This is a genomic window from Bradyrhizobium hereditatis, from assembly GCF_020329435.1.
In the GTDB taxonomy this organism is placed as follows: domain Bacteria; phylum Pseudomonadota; class Alphaproteobacteria; order Rhizobiales; family Xanthobacteraceae; genus Bradyrhizobium; species Bradyrhizobium hereditatis.
The window spans coordinates 16,410-35,484 of the sequence record NZ_JAGKJK010000028.1; the positions used below are offsets into that span (position 1 = coordinate 16,410).

Sequence of the window (19,075 nt, forward strand, 5' to 3'; positions counted from 1 at the left end):
AATCCCGCTTCCCGAGGGGAGCGATTGTCCCCTGCAGGGCGATTGTGACCAAGGCTATGAGCACGTGGAAGCACCGGCGACCAGTTCCGTCCGAGCCTGCAGGTTTGGAGCGGATTTCTAAAACAGGCCCAGGATGATCGTCTCTGGTTTTCAGGCGGGGGCTTGGCAGCGCCGACAATGTCGCGAGCGTTTTGAAGTAGTCGAAACAGGAACAGGTTCTTCTCATTTAATTTGAGAATCGAATTGACGTGCTTATTAAATGCAGATTAAATGTGTCATTATTTTCGTCGGCCGTTTTGGTTTCTGGTTGTCATGCTGCCGATTCAACCGCTTGCCAATTTTCGTTCCGGTTCAGCCGTGCACGCGGGCGGCTGTGCTTGCGGCGGTTCGAGTCTGTGTCCGACCGACGTCAATTAAGACGAGCTACGGCGTTGATCTTCAAGCCATAATTGGCAGCATAGGAGTGACGGAAATGGACACGGAAATCTTTACGGACGGCATAGGTGAAATCACTGTCGGCGGCTCGATCGTACGCGTCGACCTGTTCAGTCTTTCACCGACGGAACGGGACGCCAACAACGCGCCGAAACGGGTGTTCCGTCAAAGGCTGATCTTCTCGGTGGAGTCGTTCGCGAACTCAGTTGAGGTGATGCAAAAGGCACTTCAGGGCCTGGTCGATGCTGGCGCAGTTCGGCGCACCGATCCGTCACACGCTGCTTCACCTGCCGGCCAACCCACCCCCAACAGCCCGCGGTCGCCGAATGTCTCAAGCAATTTCCGCTGAAATCGGCGATTCCGCTGCGGCGGGAACGCCCATTTTGACATCGAAAGGTGCGCATCCGCAAACCGCACTAGACTGTCTCGCCAGGATGGCGGTTCACCACGGCATCGATTTACCAGTCGAGCGCCTGCGACACGCCTATGCCGTCGACGGTGCTCCGACTTCAGTGGACCTCGTGCTGCGAATGGCGAAGGAGGCGGGCCTGCGCGCGCAGGCCGCGCAGCTTGATTGGGGCGTTCTCTTGCGAATGGGGCAGGCATATCCGGTTATGCTCCGTCTCTCGAACGGCAATTGGGTCGTCGTTCTTCGCGCTGCGGAGATGTCTGATGGCACTGCGGCAGTTGTTGTTTTTGACCCGCTTGCCGAGCGTCAGAATGAGCCGCTCGTCGTTGGCCAAGACCAATTTTGCGCGCGATGGCGGGGAGATGCCATTCTGATAAAGCGCGAAAACATGCTATCGGATGGCCGAAAGAAATTTGGGCTTCGCTGGTTCGTCCCCGAACTGCTGCGTCAGTGGCGGCTGCTCACCGATGTCGCCATTTGTGCCGTGCTGCTTTACGCACTCGGTCTCGCGCTTCCCATCTTTTTTCAGCTGGTCATCGACAAAGTCCTGGTGCATGAGAGCTTCACCACGCTTTACGTGTTGGCGGCCGGCGCCGCCGCTGCGCTGGCTTTCGATGCGATATTCGGGTTCCTGCGCCGCTACCTGCTGCTCTATGCGACGAACAAAGTCGATATCCGCATAGCGACCAAGACATTCGGCCATCTGCTCGGCCTGCCTGTAACGTTCTTCGAGCACATTTCGGCCGGCGTTCTCGTGAAGCATATGCAGCAGGCTGGGCGAATTCGTGAATTCCTGACGGGCCGGCTCTTTCTGACAACGCTCGACGCGCTGTCGCTATTGGTTTTCATTCCGGTACTGGCGCTTTACAGCTTGAAGCTGACCTCTGTCGTTCTGGCGTTCACGGCTGTCAGCGGTCTCGTTGTCGCCTTGTTGATGGGACCATTCCGCCGGCGACTGTATGACTTGTACCAAGCGGAGGGTGCGCGGCAGGCGCTGCTGGTCGAGACCGTACACGGCATGCGCACCGTGAAGTCACTGGCCATGGAGCCATTGCAGGGCAAGACTTGGGACGACCGCTGTGCACAAGCGGTGACCATGCGTTTCGGAGTCGAGAAGATTTCAGCGGCCGCCCAGGCAGTCACCGGATTTCTCGAGAAGATGATGACGCTTGGGATCATTGGCCTGGGTGCGCTCGACGTCTTTAGCGGCGAACTGACCATCGGCGCCCTGGTAGCCTTCAATATGCTAGCGGGGCGGGTTTCCGGGCCGCTGGTTCAAATGGTCACCATGGTTCACGAATATCAGGAAGTCGCCTTGGCCGTTAAAATGCTAGGCGAGGTGATGAACCAAAAGCCGGAAAGGGACGGCAACCGCGACGGATTGCGGCCGGATCTGACCGGGAAAATTGAGTTTGAGAACGTCTCCTTTCGCTACGGTGCGGAAGGTGCGCCGGCGCTGAATGACGTGTCGTTTTCGATTGCGCCTGGATCGGTATTCGGAATAGTCGGCCGAAGCGGTTCGGGCAAGACAACGCTCACGCGCCTGATTGCTGGAATGTATCCGGTGCAGCAGGGCTTGCTGCGGATCGACGGCTACGATTCCCGGGAGCTCGAGCTCGAGCATCTGCGCCGGAACCTCGGCGTAGTTCTGCAGGATAGTTTTCTGTTTCGAGGTACGGTTCGGGACAACATAGCCTGCGTGAAGCGCGATGCGACGTTTGCCGAAGTAGTAAGGGCCGCGCAACTCGCCGGCGCCGACGAATTCATCGAGCGCTTGCCGCGTGGCTTCGATACGATGATTGAAGAGAACGGTTCGAACCTGTCGGGCGGTCAGAAGCAACGTCTTGCGATCGCCCGGGCACTCATCACCGACCCCCGTATTCTCATTCTCGATGAGGCAACCAGTGCGCTGGATTCCGAGAGCGAAATGATCATCCGCCGCAACTTACGGCGGATCGCCGAAGGGCGGACCGTTATCGTCGTTTCCCACCGACTGTCGATGCTCGCGGACGCCAACGAGATCCTGGTGATCGACCGCGGTCAGATCGTTGACGTGGATCGTCACGATCGTTTGCTTTCGAAGTGCACCATCTACCGGCATCTCTGGACCCAGCAGACGAAGCAAATCGCATGAAGACGGAGAAACCGCGAGCCATCGCGAAGACGGATAAGTTGGCGCAGCCCCGAAAGGTTGAGCGGCGTCGGGGAAGGCTGTTCAGGGCCTCCCGGCAACCGCGCCTGATCGCCGAATTTCAGTCCGATGCAATCGAAGTAGAGGAACGGTCGCCGCCGCGTTTCGCACGGCTAACGCTCTATTGCATCCTTGCACTGATCGTAGCTGCGGTTACCTGGGCCACGGTGTCACAGGTCGACATGATTGTAACTGCCCAAGGCAAGCTGGTTACCATGCGCCCGAACCTCGTGGTGCAGCCGCTGGAGACCTCGGTTATCCGGGACATTCACGTCAAGGCCGGCGATCGGGTAAACCGCGGTGACCTGCTGGCGACGCTCGATCCGACGTTCTCGCAGGCGGACCACGACCAGTTGCGAAACAGAGTTGCCGGTTTCGATGCGTCGATTGCTCGTCTAAGAGCTGAGTTGGCTGGCACCGATTATATCGTAACTGACCTCGGTGACGCCGATGCCGTTTTGCAGCGAAAGATGTTTCTTCAAAGGAAGTCGGCTCGCGACGCGCAGATGCAGAATTTTGATGCGCAGATCGCTTCCGCTCAGGCCAATCTGAAAACAGCGCAGAACGAAGAAGCGGTCCTGGTGCAGCGGCTTGATAACATGCAGTCGATCGAGTCAATGCGCAGCACGTTGATGGCCAAGGAAGTTGGATCAAAGCTGAACTTCCTGCTTTCCCGCGATGCCCGCCTCGAAGTCGAGAGCAATCTGGCTCGTGTACGCGGCAATATTGCCGATTACACGCATCGGGTGGACAAAGCACGAGCCGATCAGAAAGTGTTCGCCGAGGATTTTCGCCGCACGGCGTACCAGGACCTTGTCGAGACGCTGACAAAGCGAGACAGCGCAGCGGAAGAGTTGAAGAAAGTCGAACTGCGCCGACAACTGATTGTGTTAAGGGCCCCGGCAGACTCTATCGTGCTCGAGATCGCCAGCCGTACGATCGGTTCGGTCGTGCGCGAGGCGGAAACGCTTTTTGTGCTTGTCCCGCGGGATGTACCGCTTCAGGCGGAGGTCAACGTCGAGGGCAAGGATGTCGGGCAAATATCAGTAGGCCAGGCGGTGCGGATCAAGTTCGAGCCTTTCCCCTTCCAGAAATACGGGACGGGAACAGGAACGGTCCGCGTCATCAGCCAGGACTCATTTGCGCCAGATCCTAAAGCCGAAGCTGCGCGTCGCACGACAGTTCCCTATTATCGCGTACTGATCGATTTGTCCGACGTGCAACTTCGGCTGCCCTCCGCCCGTACGCAGTTGATCCCAGGCATGGCCGTTACGGCCGAAATGAAAGTCGGGCAACGGAGCGTGATATCGTATTTCCTCTATCCGCTACTTCGCGGGTTGGACGAAAGCATCCGGGAGTATTGATCGAGCGTCTGTGTTCGGTCCCGAAGTGTTCGTTCAATATCTGCCGAAGCTTCCTGAAACTCTAGACTAGTTTCTGTCGCGAAAGTCAAAAGACGGTGGAATCCGGCATTTTTCGGCGGCAAGTGTTGCTTGCCGTCGAACCATCAACGACGATCAGGTTGCTGCCGTGATCGAACGGACGTTGCGCACGACGCCGGTCGACGCGACGCACTGGTCGATCCGCTCGATGGCTGCGGACACTGGCTTTTCCCACACCACGATCCGCCGAATGTGGGCGGCGTTCGGCTTGCAGCCGCACCACCGAAGCCAGACATTCAGGTGGTCGAGCGATCCGCTGTTAGGTACGTACCGTCGGCCTTTGCGGCCGAGGCGGTTAAGCGCATCGATGTCCTGTTCGCCATCGAACGTGAGATCAACGCTCTTGCGCCGCAGAAGCGTTTGCGCGTGCGGCACGAGCTTGGGCGTCCTCTGATCGTCGAGCTGGAGGCCTGGCTGCGTGAACAGCGCGCCAAGCTCTCCAGGAGCAACGACACGGCCAAGGCGATAAACTACAGCCTCAACCGCTGGGATGCCTTCACACGCTTCCTTGACGACGGACGGCTTTGCATGTCGAACAGCGCCGCCGAACGCGAGCTACGGGCCGTCGCCGTGGGAAGAAGAAATTGGACCTTAGCCGGCTCCGATGAGGGCGGCCGGCGCGCCGCTGCGATCTATAGCCTAATCGCCACCGCCAAGCTCAACGACATCGATCCAGAGGCTTGGTTCGCCGACGTGCTGGCCCGCCTGCCAGATCATCCCGCCAAGCGCATCCACGAACTCCTGCCTGGAACTGGCGCCCCCAGAATGTCGCTCACGCCGCCTGAGCGCAATCAGCTATCCGTCCAAGGCGACCCGACCAGGGCCGTCGCCGATGCGTACCGCGATCGGCATGGCCGGCACGGCAAGGTGAGGGTGGAATGACGCACGATCATCGCCGCGAGCGAATCCTCGGCCGCCTTAGCGCGGTCCTACTGTCGCCTGTCTTTGCAGTGTACGGCCTCTGGTCGCCAGCAGGCCTAGTCGCCAGCACTGCTCGTTAGGACGGTTTTGGTAGATTTATCAGTATTGTCGGAACGGACGCACCCTCAACGCTTACGCGCTGTTTTTCGGACTTCGCGCGCCAACTGATTCCCGTCAGGCTGTGGCCATCCGCAAAGCCACAGATCGCGTTGCCGCCACAGGTCTCGCCACATTTTTGTGCCAGCAAGCCCCGATGTTTCGGCCATCGAGCGAAGGGCTACGCCGCCCAGCAACAGCCATCGCGCCGATCTACCTCGGAGCGAAGGCAAGTGCTGACGATAAAGGCTCACCTTGCCTCGCAGGATGGCGATCCATCGATGAAAGTCGCTTGCTGAACTCGTGCCGCCTCTGTGGACATATTGGGCGAGAGCAGTGAAAAGCGTGGTGCTCGCCAGTCTTTTTGCCCTGATGCAGAGGTCAACGTCCTCTCCATACAGGAAGTATTGCTCATCGAATCCTCCCAAGCGATCCCACAATACGCGATTGATCAGGAGCGCCGCTCCCGTGAGCACGGGAACTGCTCGGATGCCCGTGCGATGCCACCCGCCAAGTGTATCAGGATCGATCCATCTGCAACCAGGCCAGCGCCGCAGCCCCAGTGCGAAGGCAATCGATTGTCGGAGCGATGGTTCGGCAAGGCAGTTGCTGGGGTCGATGCTGCCGTCAACTCGCATCATTCGCCCGCCGACAATCGCTTCGTTCTCGCTCGCAAGCGAGGCGGCGATCAATTGATCGATCGCGTCGGGCGCTAGCTCCACGTCTGGATTAATCAGCAGAAGATGGTCAATTTCCGCACCGAAATCGGCGGCAAGTCGGTTAACTGAAGCTGCGAAACCGCGGTTGATGGAATTCGTTCTGATATTCGTGCGGTGTTCGGTTCCTCGAACGATATCTACCGTGCCGTCCAGCGACGCGTTGTCTTCAATTCGGATCGAAAGATCGGACCACCGTGATTTGAGCGAAGCAAGGCACGCTTCGATTTCGCTATCGTTGTTGTGCGTAACAATGCATATGCCAACGCGAGGTCGGCGTGGTGCGATGGCGGCAATCGGCTGCGGCTTTGGTCCGACCCACACTACGGCACCATCCTTCTCGTCTCGGGTAATCCACGCCGCTAGCGCAAGCAAGATGAAGCAAGCGAGAGCAGGGCTCTCTCGCCAATGACGCACGACATCGCCCAAGCGGTGCCATACTGATCTACTGGGCAGGTTGCCTGGTTGGACATAGTGGCGCTGTGCAAGGGTACGATTGCCGTGGTCCCATCGGCGCTTAGCCCGGAGCAGATCCGATCCGCGTGGCAGGTTGAAAAGGAAGCCGCCCATCGTGAGGAGTTTTCGCTCGCTTTTTGCGAAGCGCGAGCGGACGAACAGGTCATCGGCCGCGATAGCGGGAAACTCGCTCCACCTGCTGCGGCCCGCCGCGTTCGTGGCATAGAGGCCGGCTCCGACGACATCATTTTCCATCCCGGATAGACCCGGCCATACCGAAGCGAACCCGCGTGCTAGCCTTCCTTCCGGCCGAACCAGCACCATCGGAGGTGCGACAAGGAGCGGTTCTTCCGAGGCCAGACTCGCGACGATAGCAGGCACGGTCCCAGGGAGAATGATGGTGTCTGCGTCAAGGTAGAGTACCGCTCCTTTGCGACGTTCGCGATCGCCTCGATTGAGCGCCGCTGCCTTGCCCGGACAGGGGTTTGTCACGATGATCAACTTTTGGCGTTCATCCTCGAACGCCGTTAACAATGACTGAGCACTTGCCTGGTTTTGACTTTGCGCAGGCCCATTTGCCACCACGATCACGCAAAGGTCGACGCCGACGCTATCGCACAGCAGTGCAACAAGACACCGCTGAAGTAGCCCAGCATCACCACCAGCGGGGATGACGACATCAAGCGTGGAGTTCACGATGGTCTCGCGTTCGCGCCGTGACCGTTTCCGTCAGCCAGGCAGCCCCACAGGCCGCCACGAATACGGCGAAGTCGAACCAAGTCGACGGTCGCAGAAGCGGCCTGAGAACGCCCCTATAGCGCGGAATCGGGTCCACAGGCGCAAGATGGGTCGCCCGCGCCAGTTCGCGATTGCCACGCAGATAGCGGCGCCGGGCCTGGATCAGCTCGCCCCAGCTTCGCGGCGCCACCACATGATAGCTCTCCGATTCAAGCAGCCGCCGCTCCTCGGGTGCGAACAGCAACCGGACAAATTTGTCGTCCGAAGCGAGGTGCGGTAGCTTCCCCCACCGCCGCCGGCCCTCGGCCGACACGGCATAGGCGCCCATGGTGACAGGTGAAGCCGCACAATAAGGCAAGGAGCACCAGTAGCGGCAGAACGCGCGGACCACGAGGGAAGGGGACGGGTCGAATAGTCCGCGAGGTGCGGCGAAGTGAATGCCGGTGCCGGGCGCGAGTGCTGCAAACATAGCGGAAAGCGCGTGCGGGGATAATCTGGCGTCCTGGTCCAGATAGAGGCGATGCGTACCCATAGCGGCCACCTCCTCGGCCGCCGTAATAGCGGCGCGGCGGGTCTGAGGGGTCCGTAGCAATCGCACCTGAAAGTTCCGGGCGCGCAGGCTTGCCACATGCGCTTTCGCCACCACCTCGCTATCTTTCTGGCCATCGTTCAGTGCCAGCAACACCTCGACGTCACTAACTTGCAGTCCGCTACCATGACCGAATCGCTGATCGGCAAGTGCGTTCAGACTCCGACCCAGGGTATCTGCTCCATGATACACCGGAATGATCACGGAAAAGCGCGGCGGCGAGGTCCTTTCAATGCGCAAGCCCGATCGCAGAGGCGCGGGTTCGAATTCGGGGAGAAGACGCCGGAGGAGGCTATTGGACTGGGTGACATTGCTCGGCCGGATCACGTTCGGGCTGAACGAGGCACGCGAGACACGCTGGACCTCTGATTCCGAATTAAGCTCCCGGCGCATCATGGTTATGATTTCGTACGGCGTCATCGCGGATGAGCCCGAAATGTGTACGAGTCCACGATGGCACTGCGTTGCCAACTCTATTGTTACCGAAGCTGCGTCTTCAAGGTTGATCGGCGATCGCCATTCGTCATCGATCGCGATGACCGGCTCATTGCGTTCCAAGCGTGCGGCGATCGCGGTCCATGATGTCTGGCGCTCATCGACCGGGAGGCCGAACAACAGCGAGTAGCGGGCGATGAGTCCGCAGCCGTGCTCTGCGACGACTCTCTCCCCGGCGAGCTTGGTTCTGCCGTAGACGTTCGCTGGAAGTGGCACATCGCCTTCTTTATGAAGCTCGCAGTTTCCGTCCCACACGAAATCCGATGAGGCATACAGCATCCACCCGCCCGTGGAGGCGGCGTAGGCCGCCATCTGCATGGCGGCGTCCACATGCAATGCATGGGAGGAGGCGGGATCGGACTCGGCCACCACGGGCGAAATTGCGGCAAGGTGCAGAATGCGTGTAGGTGCCACGCGTCGCAATAATTCCGTCAGCGCGGCGCCATCTCGGAGATCGATCCATTCGATGACGTGCGCGCCCGGCATTGGTGCACGGCCAAGCGCATGAACGTAGTCGCCAGAATGACGATCCGAGAGGGCACGGAGGACATAGCCGCCTAACTGCCCGGATGCGCCTGTGATCAACCAACGCTGCATCGCGCACTCTCGCGACGTACCTCAGGAAGGTCTCTATCAATGGTCGCAATTGTAGGAGACGCGTCCTGCGGTCGCAATGGGAATGGTTAGCCAGCGGTGCCAAGATGCCGTTGAGAAGCTCTAGAGATTGAAATAAAATTACTTCTGTCAGCGGGACGGCCAATAGTCCCAGAGTGGAGATCACGCGAGCCTAAGGATGGCTCGTCGTCTCCCACTTCCTTCCAGGTCCCCCTCGTCCTCCAACTCCGTCATCACGTATTCGTTGGATTGGCTCAGAAACTGGATCAGGCGCTCAATTTCGGCCCGCGCCTCTTTCCTGAGTCTGGCAAGGGTCTGGAGAGCTGTTTCGCGCTCCCGCTGTTGGACAGCGAGGCCTAAGGGCGAATTGATCACAGCGACTGACGGCGAACAGGACACCTCTGTCTTTCTGTTTCACAACGCGCTGAATGATCTGCATCCAAAGGATGAAGAAGTTCGTGACCATGATCAGCGTAACCGGCGACTTGGTCGAAGCAGCCTCGGCAGCCAGAACCGGCACCTTGGTGTCGTCGCTGTACAGTCGCTCGGCACTCAGCACATGGGCCTCGAGGCGCTGGAACAACGGCGTCAGCGCGACCGTACAGCCGCCGGACCTGATCGACCAGGGTCGACAGGCTGATCGGCACGCCTTCCTTAGTATTTTCGGCTTGCCGAATCAGGGGCTGGTGCTCGAACAGCACCATCGCCAAAAGGCTGGGACCGGCCCACCCGCGAGCGATGACGCGGAACGGCGCCGTCGCCTGCGTAGAGCGACAGTCCAACCCCGCCAAAGCGCCTTGATCAGCGTGCCAGCGCGAGCACGGAACACAAAGAAAGGCGCCGGCAAAAGGATCTCGCCCGAGGCCCTCCTGCACCAGCAACGCCAGGCCCTGCATGCCTTGCACATGTCAGTGTGACCGGTCGCGATCCAGATTCTTGCGCATGCTGCGATCGGGATCATCGCTCCAGAAGGTCCAACACTCGAGACAACACGGTCACATCAACGCCAGCGGCTGTCACCGGAGGGAGACGCAGAAACCCGAAGCCGTTCAAGTGGAACAAGTCCGCAGACCAGATTTTGGCTTCCATCAAACGCTTCTGCCACAAGCCTAGCAGACTTTATGTGGCGAACTTTAGATTCACGTGACTAGTCTAGAAGCGCCCGCGGGTTGAGAAACCCCTGGCGAACACGATATCGAAACGCCCGGGCGGGGCGCTTACGCCGACACCTATGCCGGCGCCGGGGCCAGATCCGCGCCTTATTGTATTCCCCGACCTTGCTCTATGGCGGGGCCGATATCAATTCATCTGCTTTGGATGTGGCTGCGATGCCGGATGGACGGGTCCTTGCAGCGTTATCGATTGTTCGCTCGCCATTGGGATTCGAGTCCATCTGCACCTTTGTAGCTGTGACAATTATGGACGGCGCAAGCAGGTGTGAGAGAAGCCCGGGCAGATAGTCTCCAATGGCCGAAGTCTTGCCGACCATTCCGTTGCCGCGGACCGCAACAACTCCCAGTGTCCTCTCAACGCTGAAGCCCGAATCGGTGCACCATCGTCTGACCGTCCGGGCTGAACTGAAATGCGCTCCCGTGGATTCGTAGTCACTGAAGGATGTCAGACGTGGAGTCGTAGTGAAAAGTGGCCGAAGCGCTCTCAGGGACATCATGTTCGGGCTTTGCACGATGAGGGTGGACTTCGGATGCATGAACGCACGTGACTGCGAGAGCAACTTTTGGGGAGCGGGCGCTAGGTGCAGGACGTTCAAGCACAGCACGCAATCGAAATGCTCTTTATACTTCGACTCTATTTGGCTGACCGCGCTTGCAGGTACTATCTCGACTCCGTCGACCGCCGCGCCGCTTGCAATGATGGGATCCAACGGCACTGCCACGACGCGCAGACCTTGTTTCACCAGCCATCGCTCAATGGCCCCCGAACCACAGCCGATGGAAAGCACATTGCGCGCCCTCTTTGGAATGAGCGATGTGACCTCCCGCGTCACCGGTTCGTAGTAGTCTTTGGCATAAGCGAAGCGCCAGTGCCAACTTCTGGCCGGAAGCAGCGACTCGGTCGAGGAATCATTCAGAGCGACGCGCATAAGCGCATCCGTCTGCTTGCCGAATTCCTCGGCTGTCACGCCCATCGTTCCGACGTAACGGTTGGACATGTGGTGGACCGTGAATGCATCCAGGTGGGACACGGGAATCAGCTTTGTCAGCCCGCATTGGGTGTAGGGATCGGTCGCTGCGGTACACAGCAGGTCGTATTTTCCTTCGTGCGGGGGAACATCGAAGCCACCTGAACTCAACGCCCTGTGAAGCTGCGAGCGAGTGAGTACGTAGCAGGCAGCGTGCTCGTTGGTAAAATGGGCCAGCGTATAGTTGCCCCGGCGCCTCACCGAGGATGGATCCCAATGAAAGTTAGCGTGAGCATCGGGATAGCTCCGCCCGCCATCGCTCCCGTACTCGACCCTTAGAAAGCCCGCCACTTCGTTGCTGGCCAGCAGCGTGTTCACTTCCATCCAGGCGCGGAGGCTACGTTCGGTGATTAGGATATCGTCTTCTGAATAGATGAATAAGTCATAGCGATCACAACGGTCCGCGAACAACTTCTTGTGCGCGAAAGGTAGCGACCATGGATTCTTGTTGGGCAGGCCGACGAGGCAGTCGATCCCAGGGTCAAGCTTCTTGTCGATGTTCGAGAGTACGACAATGTCGACGGCGAATGACATCGACCTGTATTCGCGGACGATCCGCTCGAGGTAGTGGTCATTCGACGTTCCATAGCTCGCAATCGCCACCAATATGCGAGTCTGTGTCGGACCATCGTCCCTGTCCATCATACCCATTCGCAAAAACGTTTCCTTTGGCCCGGTGTGGTCCTAAAATTAATCCGGTGTGATCCTAAATTAATTATTACATTAATTTCGATTTGCTTCAAATTGAAATTCCAATAATATGTTATTGTATCCATGTTAATTAAATGGCGAGCGCTTCTGCCTTGCTCTAGGCAGTGTCGTTCAGCGCATCGTCGTTGTAGCGCTTCAGCCAAGGCGCTGATGGAGGGCTCTCCTGGCATGAAAGTGCTTGTCTACCCGCATTCCATGGAAATCGGCGGATCGCAACTCAATGCCGTGCAGATTGCCGCCGCTGTTCGCGATCGAGGTCATGAGGTGATCGTCATTTCTGATCCCGGCCCACTGGTCGCGCGGGTTAGAGCCATGGGGCTCGAACATATCGAAATCTCGGCGGAACGAAGACGGCCGTCACTGGCAGTAAGCCGCATGCTCGGTGAGGTCGTTCAGCGCCGCTCCGTGGACGTCGTGCACAGTCATGAGTGGCCACCCATCATCGAAGCCTTTCTTGGCGTGAATCTTCCTGAAAGGGCTGCCGTAGTCGGAACAGTGATGTCCATGAGCGTGGCACCGTTCCTGCCGCACACAGTTCCTCTGACCGTTGGCACGGAAATGATACGCAGGGCGGCCATGGCGGCTGGGCATAGGCACGTAACGTTGCTCGAGCCACCCGTCGATGCGCAAGCGGACCATCCTTCAGCAAATGGCGAGGATTTTCGTATCGCCCATGGTATCAGGCCCGACGAAGTCTTGATTGTCATGATTTGTCGGCTCGTGCCGGATCTTAAGCTGGAGGGGCTGCTATCGGCCTGTGAAGCGGTCGGCGAGATGGCGCTCATGCGTGAGCCCGTGCGTCTGATGATTATTGGCGACGGACCGGCGCACGCGGAGGTCGCAGCCCGTTCCGCGAAGGTCAACGCCGCCGTCGGCCGCGAGGTCGTAGTGCTAACGGGCGAGATGGCCGATCCCCGTCCCGGGTACGCTGCCGCCGACATTGTCATTGGTCAGGGCGGTTCCGCCCTGCGCGGTTTGGCGTTTGCCAAGCCACTTGTTGTAGTCGGCGAGAACGGCTTCAGCGAGCTGCTGACACGGGAGAGTGCTCCGACTTTCCTTCAACAAGGCTGGTATGGCCTCGGGCCCGGTTCGCGCGGCGCTGGCCCTCCGGCGCTGCGCTTGGCCCTCCAGAGTGCGGTTGCATCTCGGCAGCTGCGTCATGAGCTCGGGTTGTTCGGGCGGCGGCTGGTGGAGCAACGCTTCAGCTTGGCCCACGCAGCAAAGACGGTCGAGGATTTGTACCTGTGCGCCATCCGCGACCGCGTCTCGACCCGGCGACGCCTTGCTGAAGCCACCCACTCCGTCGCGCGCCTCGTCGGCTATAAGCTGCACCGGAAATATCGACGATGGGTTGGCAAGGCCTCGACCGACGATGCCAATGACCGGTCCCGGATCGCCGCTATTCTGTCGTCCGGGCAGAGCGGCCAAGCTGCGGGTCGCGGCGATCGATCGAATATTGCGGGGGACGGCTCTTCCGCTGCAGGTGCCCACTATGGTGCCCGGCCTGCTGTGCGGATCTCGCGGCAATCCGACCGCTAGCGGCCAAGATAGGCGCGCAGTGAGGTCGCGACGCGAACCTGATCGCCCTCGGTCATTTGTGCGTAAATCGGCAGCAGAATTGATTGATCCTGCGCCAGTTCGGAACGACGAAGATCGTGACGATGCTTGCCATCCGCATAGGGAGGCTCCCGATGCGAACACATGATGCCGCGGCGTGTCGCGATGCCCTGATCGAGCATCTTCTGCATCACCGTTCGCTGGTCGGCCCGGCTTGGCAGACGCACACAATAGCTCTGCCAATTGGAACGGGCCCACTCCGGCTCGAATGGCAGACTCAGCCCCTCAATGTTGCCCAGCAGCTCCGCATAGCGCGAGGCAATGGCCCGACGGCGTCCCACGATGTCGGGCAATTTCGCTAGCTGCTTGCGCCCAACCGCGGCCTGGATGTCGGTCATGCGATAATTGAAGCCGACAGCCAGGTAGTCTTCGAAGATCACCTGCGGAGAACCGTGCCTCACCGTGTCAGGAACGCTCATGCCGTGCTGACGCAGCAACCTGAATTTACGATCGAGTTCGGGGTCCGAGGTAGTCAGCATCCCGCCTTCGCCGGTCGTGATCACCTTGCGGGGATGAAAGGAGAAGCAAGCGATCCGGCCGTGGGGTTTGCCGATCCGGTCCCAGCCGCCGTTCATGCGGATCTGGCTTCCGGCGGCACAGGCGGCATCCTCGATCAGGGCAATACCGTGGCGATCCGCGATCGTAACGAGCGCAGCAAGATCGCAGGGCATCCCCATCTGGTGGACCACTATGATCGCGCGCGTGCGGGATGTGATCGCTTCGGCCACGCGGTTAGGATCGATATTGTAGGTGTCCGGATCGATGTCGACGAATATGGGGGTCGCGCCGCAGTATCGAACACAATTGGCGGTCGCGATAAAGGAATGGCTGGCCGTGATCACTTCGTCACCCGGACCGATGTCGAGTGCGGCTAGGGCAAGGTGCAATGCCGTAGTGCAGTTAGAAACGGCGCACGCATAGGGCGCGCCGACCAGAGCCGCAAAGTCACGCTCGAAGGCGGCCACCTGCGGCCCTTGCGAAACCCAGCCGGAGAGCACGGCTTCCCGAGCCGCTTCGGCCTCATCGTCGCCGAGAAGTGGCAGCGCAATCGGGATCACGAGGCAGCCGCCTCTTGCTGGCGGGCCGCCGAGAGCGATCCGCGTTCGACCCGCCACCATTTCACGAGATCGGCCAGGCCCTGCTCGAGTGGGACGGTAGCACGGAAGCCGAGCCGTCGCTCCGCCTTCTCTGTCGACGCCAGCCGGCGTGGCACCGGATTGATCGAACGCTCCGGCGCGAACTCCGGCGTCAAGTTACGATGGCCCATAACCGAAGCAAGCGCCCGTGCGAGCTGTACCAGGCTGGTTTCGGTTCCGCTCGCAACGTTGAACACATCGTCGGTCACCCTTGATCGGGCCGCAAGGATGTTCGCGCGCGCGACGTCACGAACATGAACGAAGTCCATGGTCTGCTGACCGTCACCAAAGATGATCGGTGGCAATCCGGCTTCGAGCCGCTCCATCCAGCGGATCAACACCTCGGTGTAGCGACCGTGGATATCCATGCGGTCGCCGTAGACGTTGAAGTATCGGAAGGCGACGTAATCGAGCCCATACATGTCCTTGTATGAGCGAAGCAGCCCCTCGTTGAAGGCCTTAGCGGCGCCGTAGAGCGTGCGGTTGTCGTAAGGGTTCTGCCGCTCGCTGGTCGGAAACTCTTCTGCCATGCCGTATACAGACGCGGAGGATGCGGCGATGACTTTCTCGATGCCGCGCTTGACGCACAATTCGAGCAGATCAAAGGTCGCGTCGACCATGACTTCTTTGGCAAGGCGTGGTTCGGCTGCGCAATGGGTGATGCGTAGCGCGGCCTGGTGGAAGACGATATCGGCAGCCTGAACGAGAGATGCCATCAGCTTGCCGTCGCGGATGTCGCCCTGGACCATACGAACGGGCCCGCGGGTCATCGCCTTTCGGAGGTTTTCCGGTCGTCCTCTGATCATGTTGTCGAGCGCGACGATTTCGGCGCAGCCCTCGTTGCACAGGAGATCGACGATATGCGAGCCGATGAAGCCGGCTCCGCCGGTGACCAGAATTCGTTTTCCCTTCAGATCAGCCATGATACTCTCCTATTAGTGAGCGTTGCCGCTATCAATTCGTGAAAGCTGGCTCTCGAAGCCTCAAGCGGTCTCGACGAATTCGACCTGCTCAAGTTTTGTCACGACCTCGTTCACCTGCTCCGGGCGCAGTTCTGGATAAATTGGAAGCGAGAGAAACTGGCGAGCCAGCTTTTCGGTGACTGGGAAGTCGCCGGCGCGATAGCCAAGATTGGCGTAAGCCTTCTGCATATGGACGGGAACAGGATAGTGAATACCCACGCCGATGCCGGCTTCCTGAAACGCGCTCAACACCTCGTCGCGGCGCGGAAGGCAGAGCGCATAGACGTGGTAGACGTGCCGGCTATGGACGGGCGGATGTGGCCGTACAACGGAATGCCTCGCCAGCAGGCGATCATACTGTTCGGCCACTGATCGGCGACCCTCGGTCCACGCTTCGATGTAGTTCATCTTCACATTGAGGACCGCGCCCTGAACGCCGTCCATCCGATAATTGTAACCAGCGACGACGTGATTGTACTTGGTTTCCTGTCCCCAATCGCGAAGCAGGGCAATCCGTCTGCCGAACTCGGGTTGATTGGTGACCACCGCGCCGCCTTCGCCATAAGCGCCGAGGTTCTTGCCGGGGTAAAAGCTGAAGCAGCCGAAATCGCCGATCGAGCCAGCGCGCCGCCCCTTGTATTCGGCGCCGTGCGCTTGCGCGGCGTCCTCGATCACGACAAGCCCGTGTCGACGGGCGATCTCCATGATCGGATCCATATCTGCGATCAGGCCGTGCAAATGGACGGGCAAAATCGCCTTCGTCCGCGGCGTGATCGCCGCTTCGATCAGGGCGGGATCCATCGTCCAGGTGACAGGATCGACGTCGACGAAGACTGGTTTTGCGCCGCTGTAAAGCACCGCGGCTGTGGTCGCGACGAAGGTCATCGATACGGTGATGACCTCATCACCGGGACCAACGCCTGCCGCAAGCAGTGCCAAGTGCAGCGCGGAAGTGCCGCTATTGACGGCATAGCAATGGCCGACGTCGCAATAGGTCGCGAAACGCTTCTCGAATGCCGCGACCTCCGGTCCCAACACGAATTGCGTGCTTTCGACTGCACGCAAGATCGCGGCATCGACTTCCGGCTTGATCTGATGGTACTGAGCTTTCAAATCCAGAAAAGGTATCAATGTTCTGATCCCTGCGCATCGGCGTCCGATCGGCCGCTCAATTATAATCTACGCTATCTGTTTAATTTAAATCGCATGACATTGGCAAATAAATTAAACAAAATAACTATAATCATAATAATTTAATCGAGCGCTTGGTAAAGCCTTTCGTTCAGATGGTAGCTGCCGCGGTTGGCGGCTGAGGCTTGGCCTCGGACGTTGGTACAACACGGGCAGGCACCCCCGCGACGACCGCGCCCGGAGGGACGTCCTTCGTCACCACGGCGCCGGCACCGACAATCGCCCTGGCACCAATGGTGATGCCGCACAGAATGGTTGCGTTCGACCCGATTGATGCGCCCTTGCAGACACGGGTCGGTTCCACCGTCCAGTCGGCAGGGCCCTGGGGTCGTCCATCCGCCGCGGTCGCCCTCGGATATTTGTCATTGGTGAACATGACGCCATGCCCGATGAACACCTCGTCCTCGATGCTCACGCCCTCGCAGATGAAGCTGTGCGACGAGATCTTGCAGCGAGCGCCGACGGTCGCGCCGGACTGGATTTCAACAAATGTCCCGATCCTCGACTCGTCGCCGACCGAGCAACCGTACAGATTGACGAGATCCGGATGGAATATCCGCACGTCATAACCGAGCTGGACGTTATCTGCGATAGGCATGGAGACTTCTCTCACCGTACGAGGGACTTCAGCAAACGTCGCGGTCCGTCCTGGCGGCTACAACCGGGACATGGCCGATCAAGCGCGAGGCTAGGTAAACGACGCGGGCTACTGGAGCCTTGAGCTCCGGCAGCAGCGGATGCTGCACCGCAAACAACGCAGCGATCCATACGCCTGCAGCAGACCCGCAGGCGATCAGAACACCGGCCACAGGCCCGATCGTGCCGCGTTCCACCAACGCTGCACAGATGGCGACCGTTGCGCCGCTGCAGAGAGCGACGATACCGCTCTTTCGTGTCGCGTGAATGAGATCGGCCAGCCGCAGGTTGAGATGCTGGCCCACATAGTAGATCGCCACTACTGCCTGGAACGGCAACGTCAGCAACGCCGATGCCGCCACGGCCTCCACGCCGAAGAAGGACGCAGCGAACATGATGAGGAGGGAGGGGGGCAACGAGATCAGTGACGAGAGCAACGTGTCCCGCACGCTCCCGGCTGCGACCAGCACAGGGTAGGTGAGGCAGGCGGCGAACAGTGAAAGGTGGGCAATACACAACAAACGGACCAACGGAACCACCTCGAGCCAGGTCGGGCCAAGCCAGATCAGGATAATCGGCTTTGCCATCACCGCCACGAAGATCAGAAAAGGCCACTGCAAGACCGTGAGCAGCGAGATCGCTTGGAGATAGATGCGCTTGAGATCCCCGCCGGCGCTCGTCTGTGCAAAGATAGCCGGCATAATGACCGGACTGATCACCTGAATGATGAGCCTGTCGAACGCCTGCGTTACGTTGCTGGCACGGCTGTAGAGGCCGACGGCCGCGAAATCCAGTATCCGCGCGAGGAAGAGCTGGGGCGCCGAATTGTAGAACACGTTGATGAGGACCACGCCGCTCGAATATAGGCCAAAACGGACGACGTCCGGGTAACCTTCGAGCGAGGGGCGGAAGATCCGTAGATCCCCGCGCGTTCCGATCAGGTAGATTGCCTGAACGGCGCTTCCGGCAATCATTCCCCAGATCGGCGCAAGATAGCTGTAGCCCATCACCGCGAGCCCAATCGACACGACTACCACCGTGAAACTGCACGCGAGGTTGCTGGCCGCTATGATGCCGAACTGCATGTTGCGGCGAAGCAGCGCGATAATCGTCATCGAGAACGGAGTGATGCCGAAATTGAGAACGGCAACGCCAATGCCCGCTTCGACACCGTCGGCGCCGAGTACCGCGCCGAGAGCGCCGCCGATCAGATAAAGGAGAATTCCGATCACGACCGACAGGCCAAACGTAATCGTAAATGCGGCCCTGATGTTCTCTTCCGAGAGAGAAGCCTTCTGAATGAGATAATTGGGCCCGCCGAACTCCTGGGACGACGCCGAAAATACCGACGTCACTGCGAGAACGACCGCATAGATGCCGAACTCCTTGGGCGTCAGCAGTCTCGCCAGGGCTGCGGTCGAGACAAAGAACAGGACCAAACTCGCGTATCGCTCGACCGCGGAGAAGAAGATTGAGCGTTGCACAGAGTTCATTGCGAGTCTGTCATAGCTTTTGCCCG

General features: G+C 59.5%; 11 protein-coding genes and 4 pseudogenes. 6 read left to right on the top strand and 9 right to left on the bottom strand.

The window, feature by feature from the left end:
- The first annotated feature begins 472 nt into the window (after positions 1-472).
- The 5 genes and pseudogenes from J6524_RS35185 to J6524_RS35205 all read left to right on the top strand — a co-directional run.
- The gene (locus J6524_RS35185; RefSeq protein ID WP_225678480.1) at positions 473-784 is read left to right on the top strand and encodes a hypothetical protein; all 312 of its coding nucleotides are present in this window, start codon (positions 473-475) and stop codon (positions 782-784) included.
- Positions 762-2,978, top strand: a complete 2,217-nt coding sequence (locus J6524_RS35190; RefSeq protein WP_225678481.1) for a peptidase domain-containing ABC transporter — start codon at positions 762-764, stop codon at positions 2,976-2,978. The genes J6524_RS35185 and J6524_RS35190 overlap by 23 nt, the downstream gene beginning before the upstream one ends.
- Positions 2,975-4,399: an HlyD family type I secretion periplasmic adaptor subunit gene (locus J6524_RS35195; protein WP_225678482.1), complete on the top strand. Its 1,425-nt coding sequence runs from the start codon at positions 2,975-2,977 to the stop codon at positions 4,397-4,399. The genes J6524_RS35190 and J6524_RS35195 overlap by 4 nt, the downstream gene beginning before the upstream one ends.
- Positions 4,400-4,535: 136 nt before the next feature.
- Positions 4,536-4,736: pseudogene (locus J6524_RS35200) on the top strand (IS630 family transposase); the annotation flags it as partial.
- Positions 4,737-4,750: 14 nt separating this feature from the next.
- Positions 4,751-5,224, top strand: a pseudogene (locus J6524_RS35205) (IS66 family transposase); the annotation flags it as partial.
- A gap of 299 nt (positions 5,225-5,523) precedes the next feature.
- Here the strand turns inward: J6524_RS35205 and J6524_RS35210 are convergent.
- The 4 genes and pseudogenes from J6524_RS35210 to J6524_RS35225 form a co-directional block, all read right to left on the bottom strand.
- Positions 5,524-7,362 carry a glycosyltransferase family 2 protein gene (locus J6524_RS35210; protein ID WP_225678483.1) on the bottom strand — a complete coding sequence of 613 codons (1,839 nt, stop codon included), beginning with the start codon at positions 7,360-7,362 and terminating at the stop codon, positions 5,524-5,526.
- Positions 7,346-9,085: a sugar nucleotide-binding protein gene (locus J6524_RS35215; RefSeq protein ID WP_225678484.1), complete on the bottom strand. Its 1,740-nt coding sequence runs from the start codon at positions 9,083-9,085 to the stop codon at positions 7,346-7,348. The genes J6524_RS35210 and J6524_RS35215 overlap by 17 nt, the downstream gene beginning before the upstream one ends.
- Positions 9,086-9,599: 514 nt before the next feature.
- Positions 9,600-9,867 (bottom strand): annotated as a pseudogene (locus tag J6524_RS35220) (IS66 family transposase); the annotation flags it as partial.
- Between the two features lie 518 nt (positions 9,868-10,385).
- Positions 10,386-11,954, bottom strand: a complete 1,569-nt coding sequence (locus J6524_RS35225; RefSeq protein ID WP_225678485.1) for a class I SAM-dependent methyltransferase — start codon at positions 11,952-11,954, stop codon at positions 10,386-10,388.
- Positions 11,955-12,182: 228 nt separating this feature from the next.
- On the opposite strand from J6524_RS35225, the gene J6524_RS35230 reads away from it, so the two are divergent.
- Entirely contained in the window at positions 12,183-13,553 is a 1,371-nt protein-coding gene (locus tag J6524_RS35230; RefSeq protein ID WP_225678486.1) for a glycosyltransferase family 4 protein, read from the top strand.
- On the opposite strand, the gene J6524_RS35235 is transcribed toward J6524_RS35230, so the two are convergent.
- The 5 genes and pseudogenes from J6524_RS35235 to J6524_RS35255 form a co-directional block, all read right to left on the bottom strand.
- On the bottom strand, positions 13,550-14,689 hold the full coding sequence (locus tag J6524_RS35235) for a DegT/DnrJ/EryC1/StrS family aminotransferase (protein WP_225678487.1): 1,140 nt from the start codon (positions 14,687-14,689) through the stop codon (positions 13,550-13,552). The genes J6524_RS35230 and J6524_RS35235 overlap by 4 nt on opposite strands.
- Positions 14,686-15,690: an NAD-dependent epimerase/dehydratase family protein gene (locus tag J6524_RS35240; RefSeq protein ID WP_225678488.1), complete on the bottom strand. Its 1,005-nt coding sequence runs from the start codon at positions 15,688-15,690 to the stop codon at positions 14,686-14,688. The genes J6524_RS35235 and J6524_RS35240 overlap by 4 nt, the downstream gene beginning before the upstream one ends.
- Positions 15,691-15,750: 60 nt before the next feature.
- Positions 15,751-16,860: a DegT/DnrJ/EryC1/StrS family aminotransferase gene (locus J6524_RS35245; RefSeq protein WP_225678489.1), complete on the bottom strand. Its 1,110-nt coding sequence runs from the start codon at positions 16,858-16,860 to the stop codon at positions 15,751-15,753.
- Between the two features lie 205 nt (positions 16,861-17,065).
- Positions 17,066-17,518, bottom strand: a pseudogene (locus J6524_RS35250) (acyltransferase); the annotation flags it as partial.
- Positions 17,519-17,546: 28 nt separating this feature from the next.
- Positions 17,547-19,049: an oligosaccharide flippase family protein gene (locus tag J6524_RS35255; protein ID WP_225678491.1), complete on the bottom strand. Its 1,503-nt coding sequence runs from the start codon at positions 19,047-19,049 to the stop codon at positions 17,547-17,549.
- Positions 19,050-19,075: the final 26 nt, after the last annotated feature.

Coding starts and splice junctions, on each gene's coding strand:
- J6524_RS35255 (WP_225678491.1), bottom strand. CDS start 19,049: ATGAACTCTGTGCAACGCTCAATCTTCTTCTCCGCGGTCGAGCGATAC.
- J6524_RS35215 (WP_225678484.1), bottom strand. CDS start 9,085: ATGCAGCGTTGGTTGATCACAGGCGCATCCGGGCAGTTAGGCGGCTAT.
- J6524_RS35195 (WP_225678482.1), top strand. CDS start 2,975: ATGAAGACGGAGAAACCGCGAGCCATCGCGAAGACGGATAAGTTGGCG.
- J6524_RS35185 (WP_225678480.1), top strand. CDS start 473: ATGGACACGGAAATCTTTACGGACGGCATAGGTGAAATCACTGTCGGC.
- J6524_RS35240 (WP_225678488.1), bottom strand. CDS start 15,690: ATGGCTGATCTGAAGGGAAAACGAATTCTGGTCACCGGCGGAGCCGGC.
- J6524_RS35190 (WP_225678481.1), top strand. CDS start 762: ATGTCTCAAGCAATTTCCGCTGAAATCGGCGATTCCGCTGCGGCGGGA.
- J6524_RS35225 (WP_225678485.1), bottom strand. CDS start 11,954: ATGGGTATGATGGACAGGGACGATGGTCCGACACAGACTCGCATATTG.
- J6524_RS35230 (WP_225678486.1), top strand. CDS start 12,183: ATGAAAGTGCTTGTCTACCCGCATTCCATGGAAATCGGCGGATCGCAA.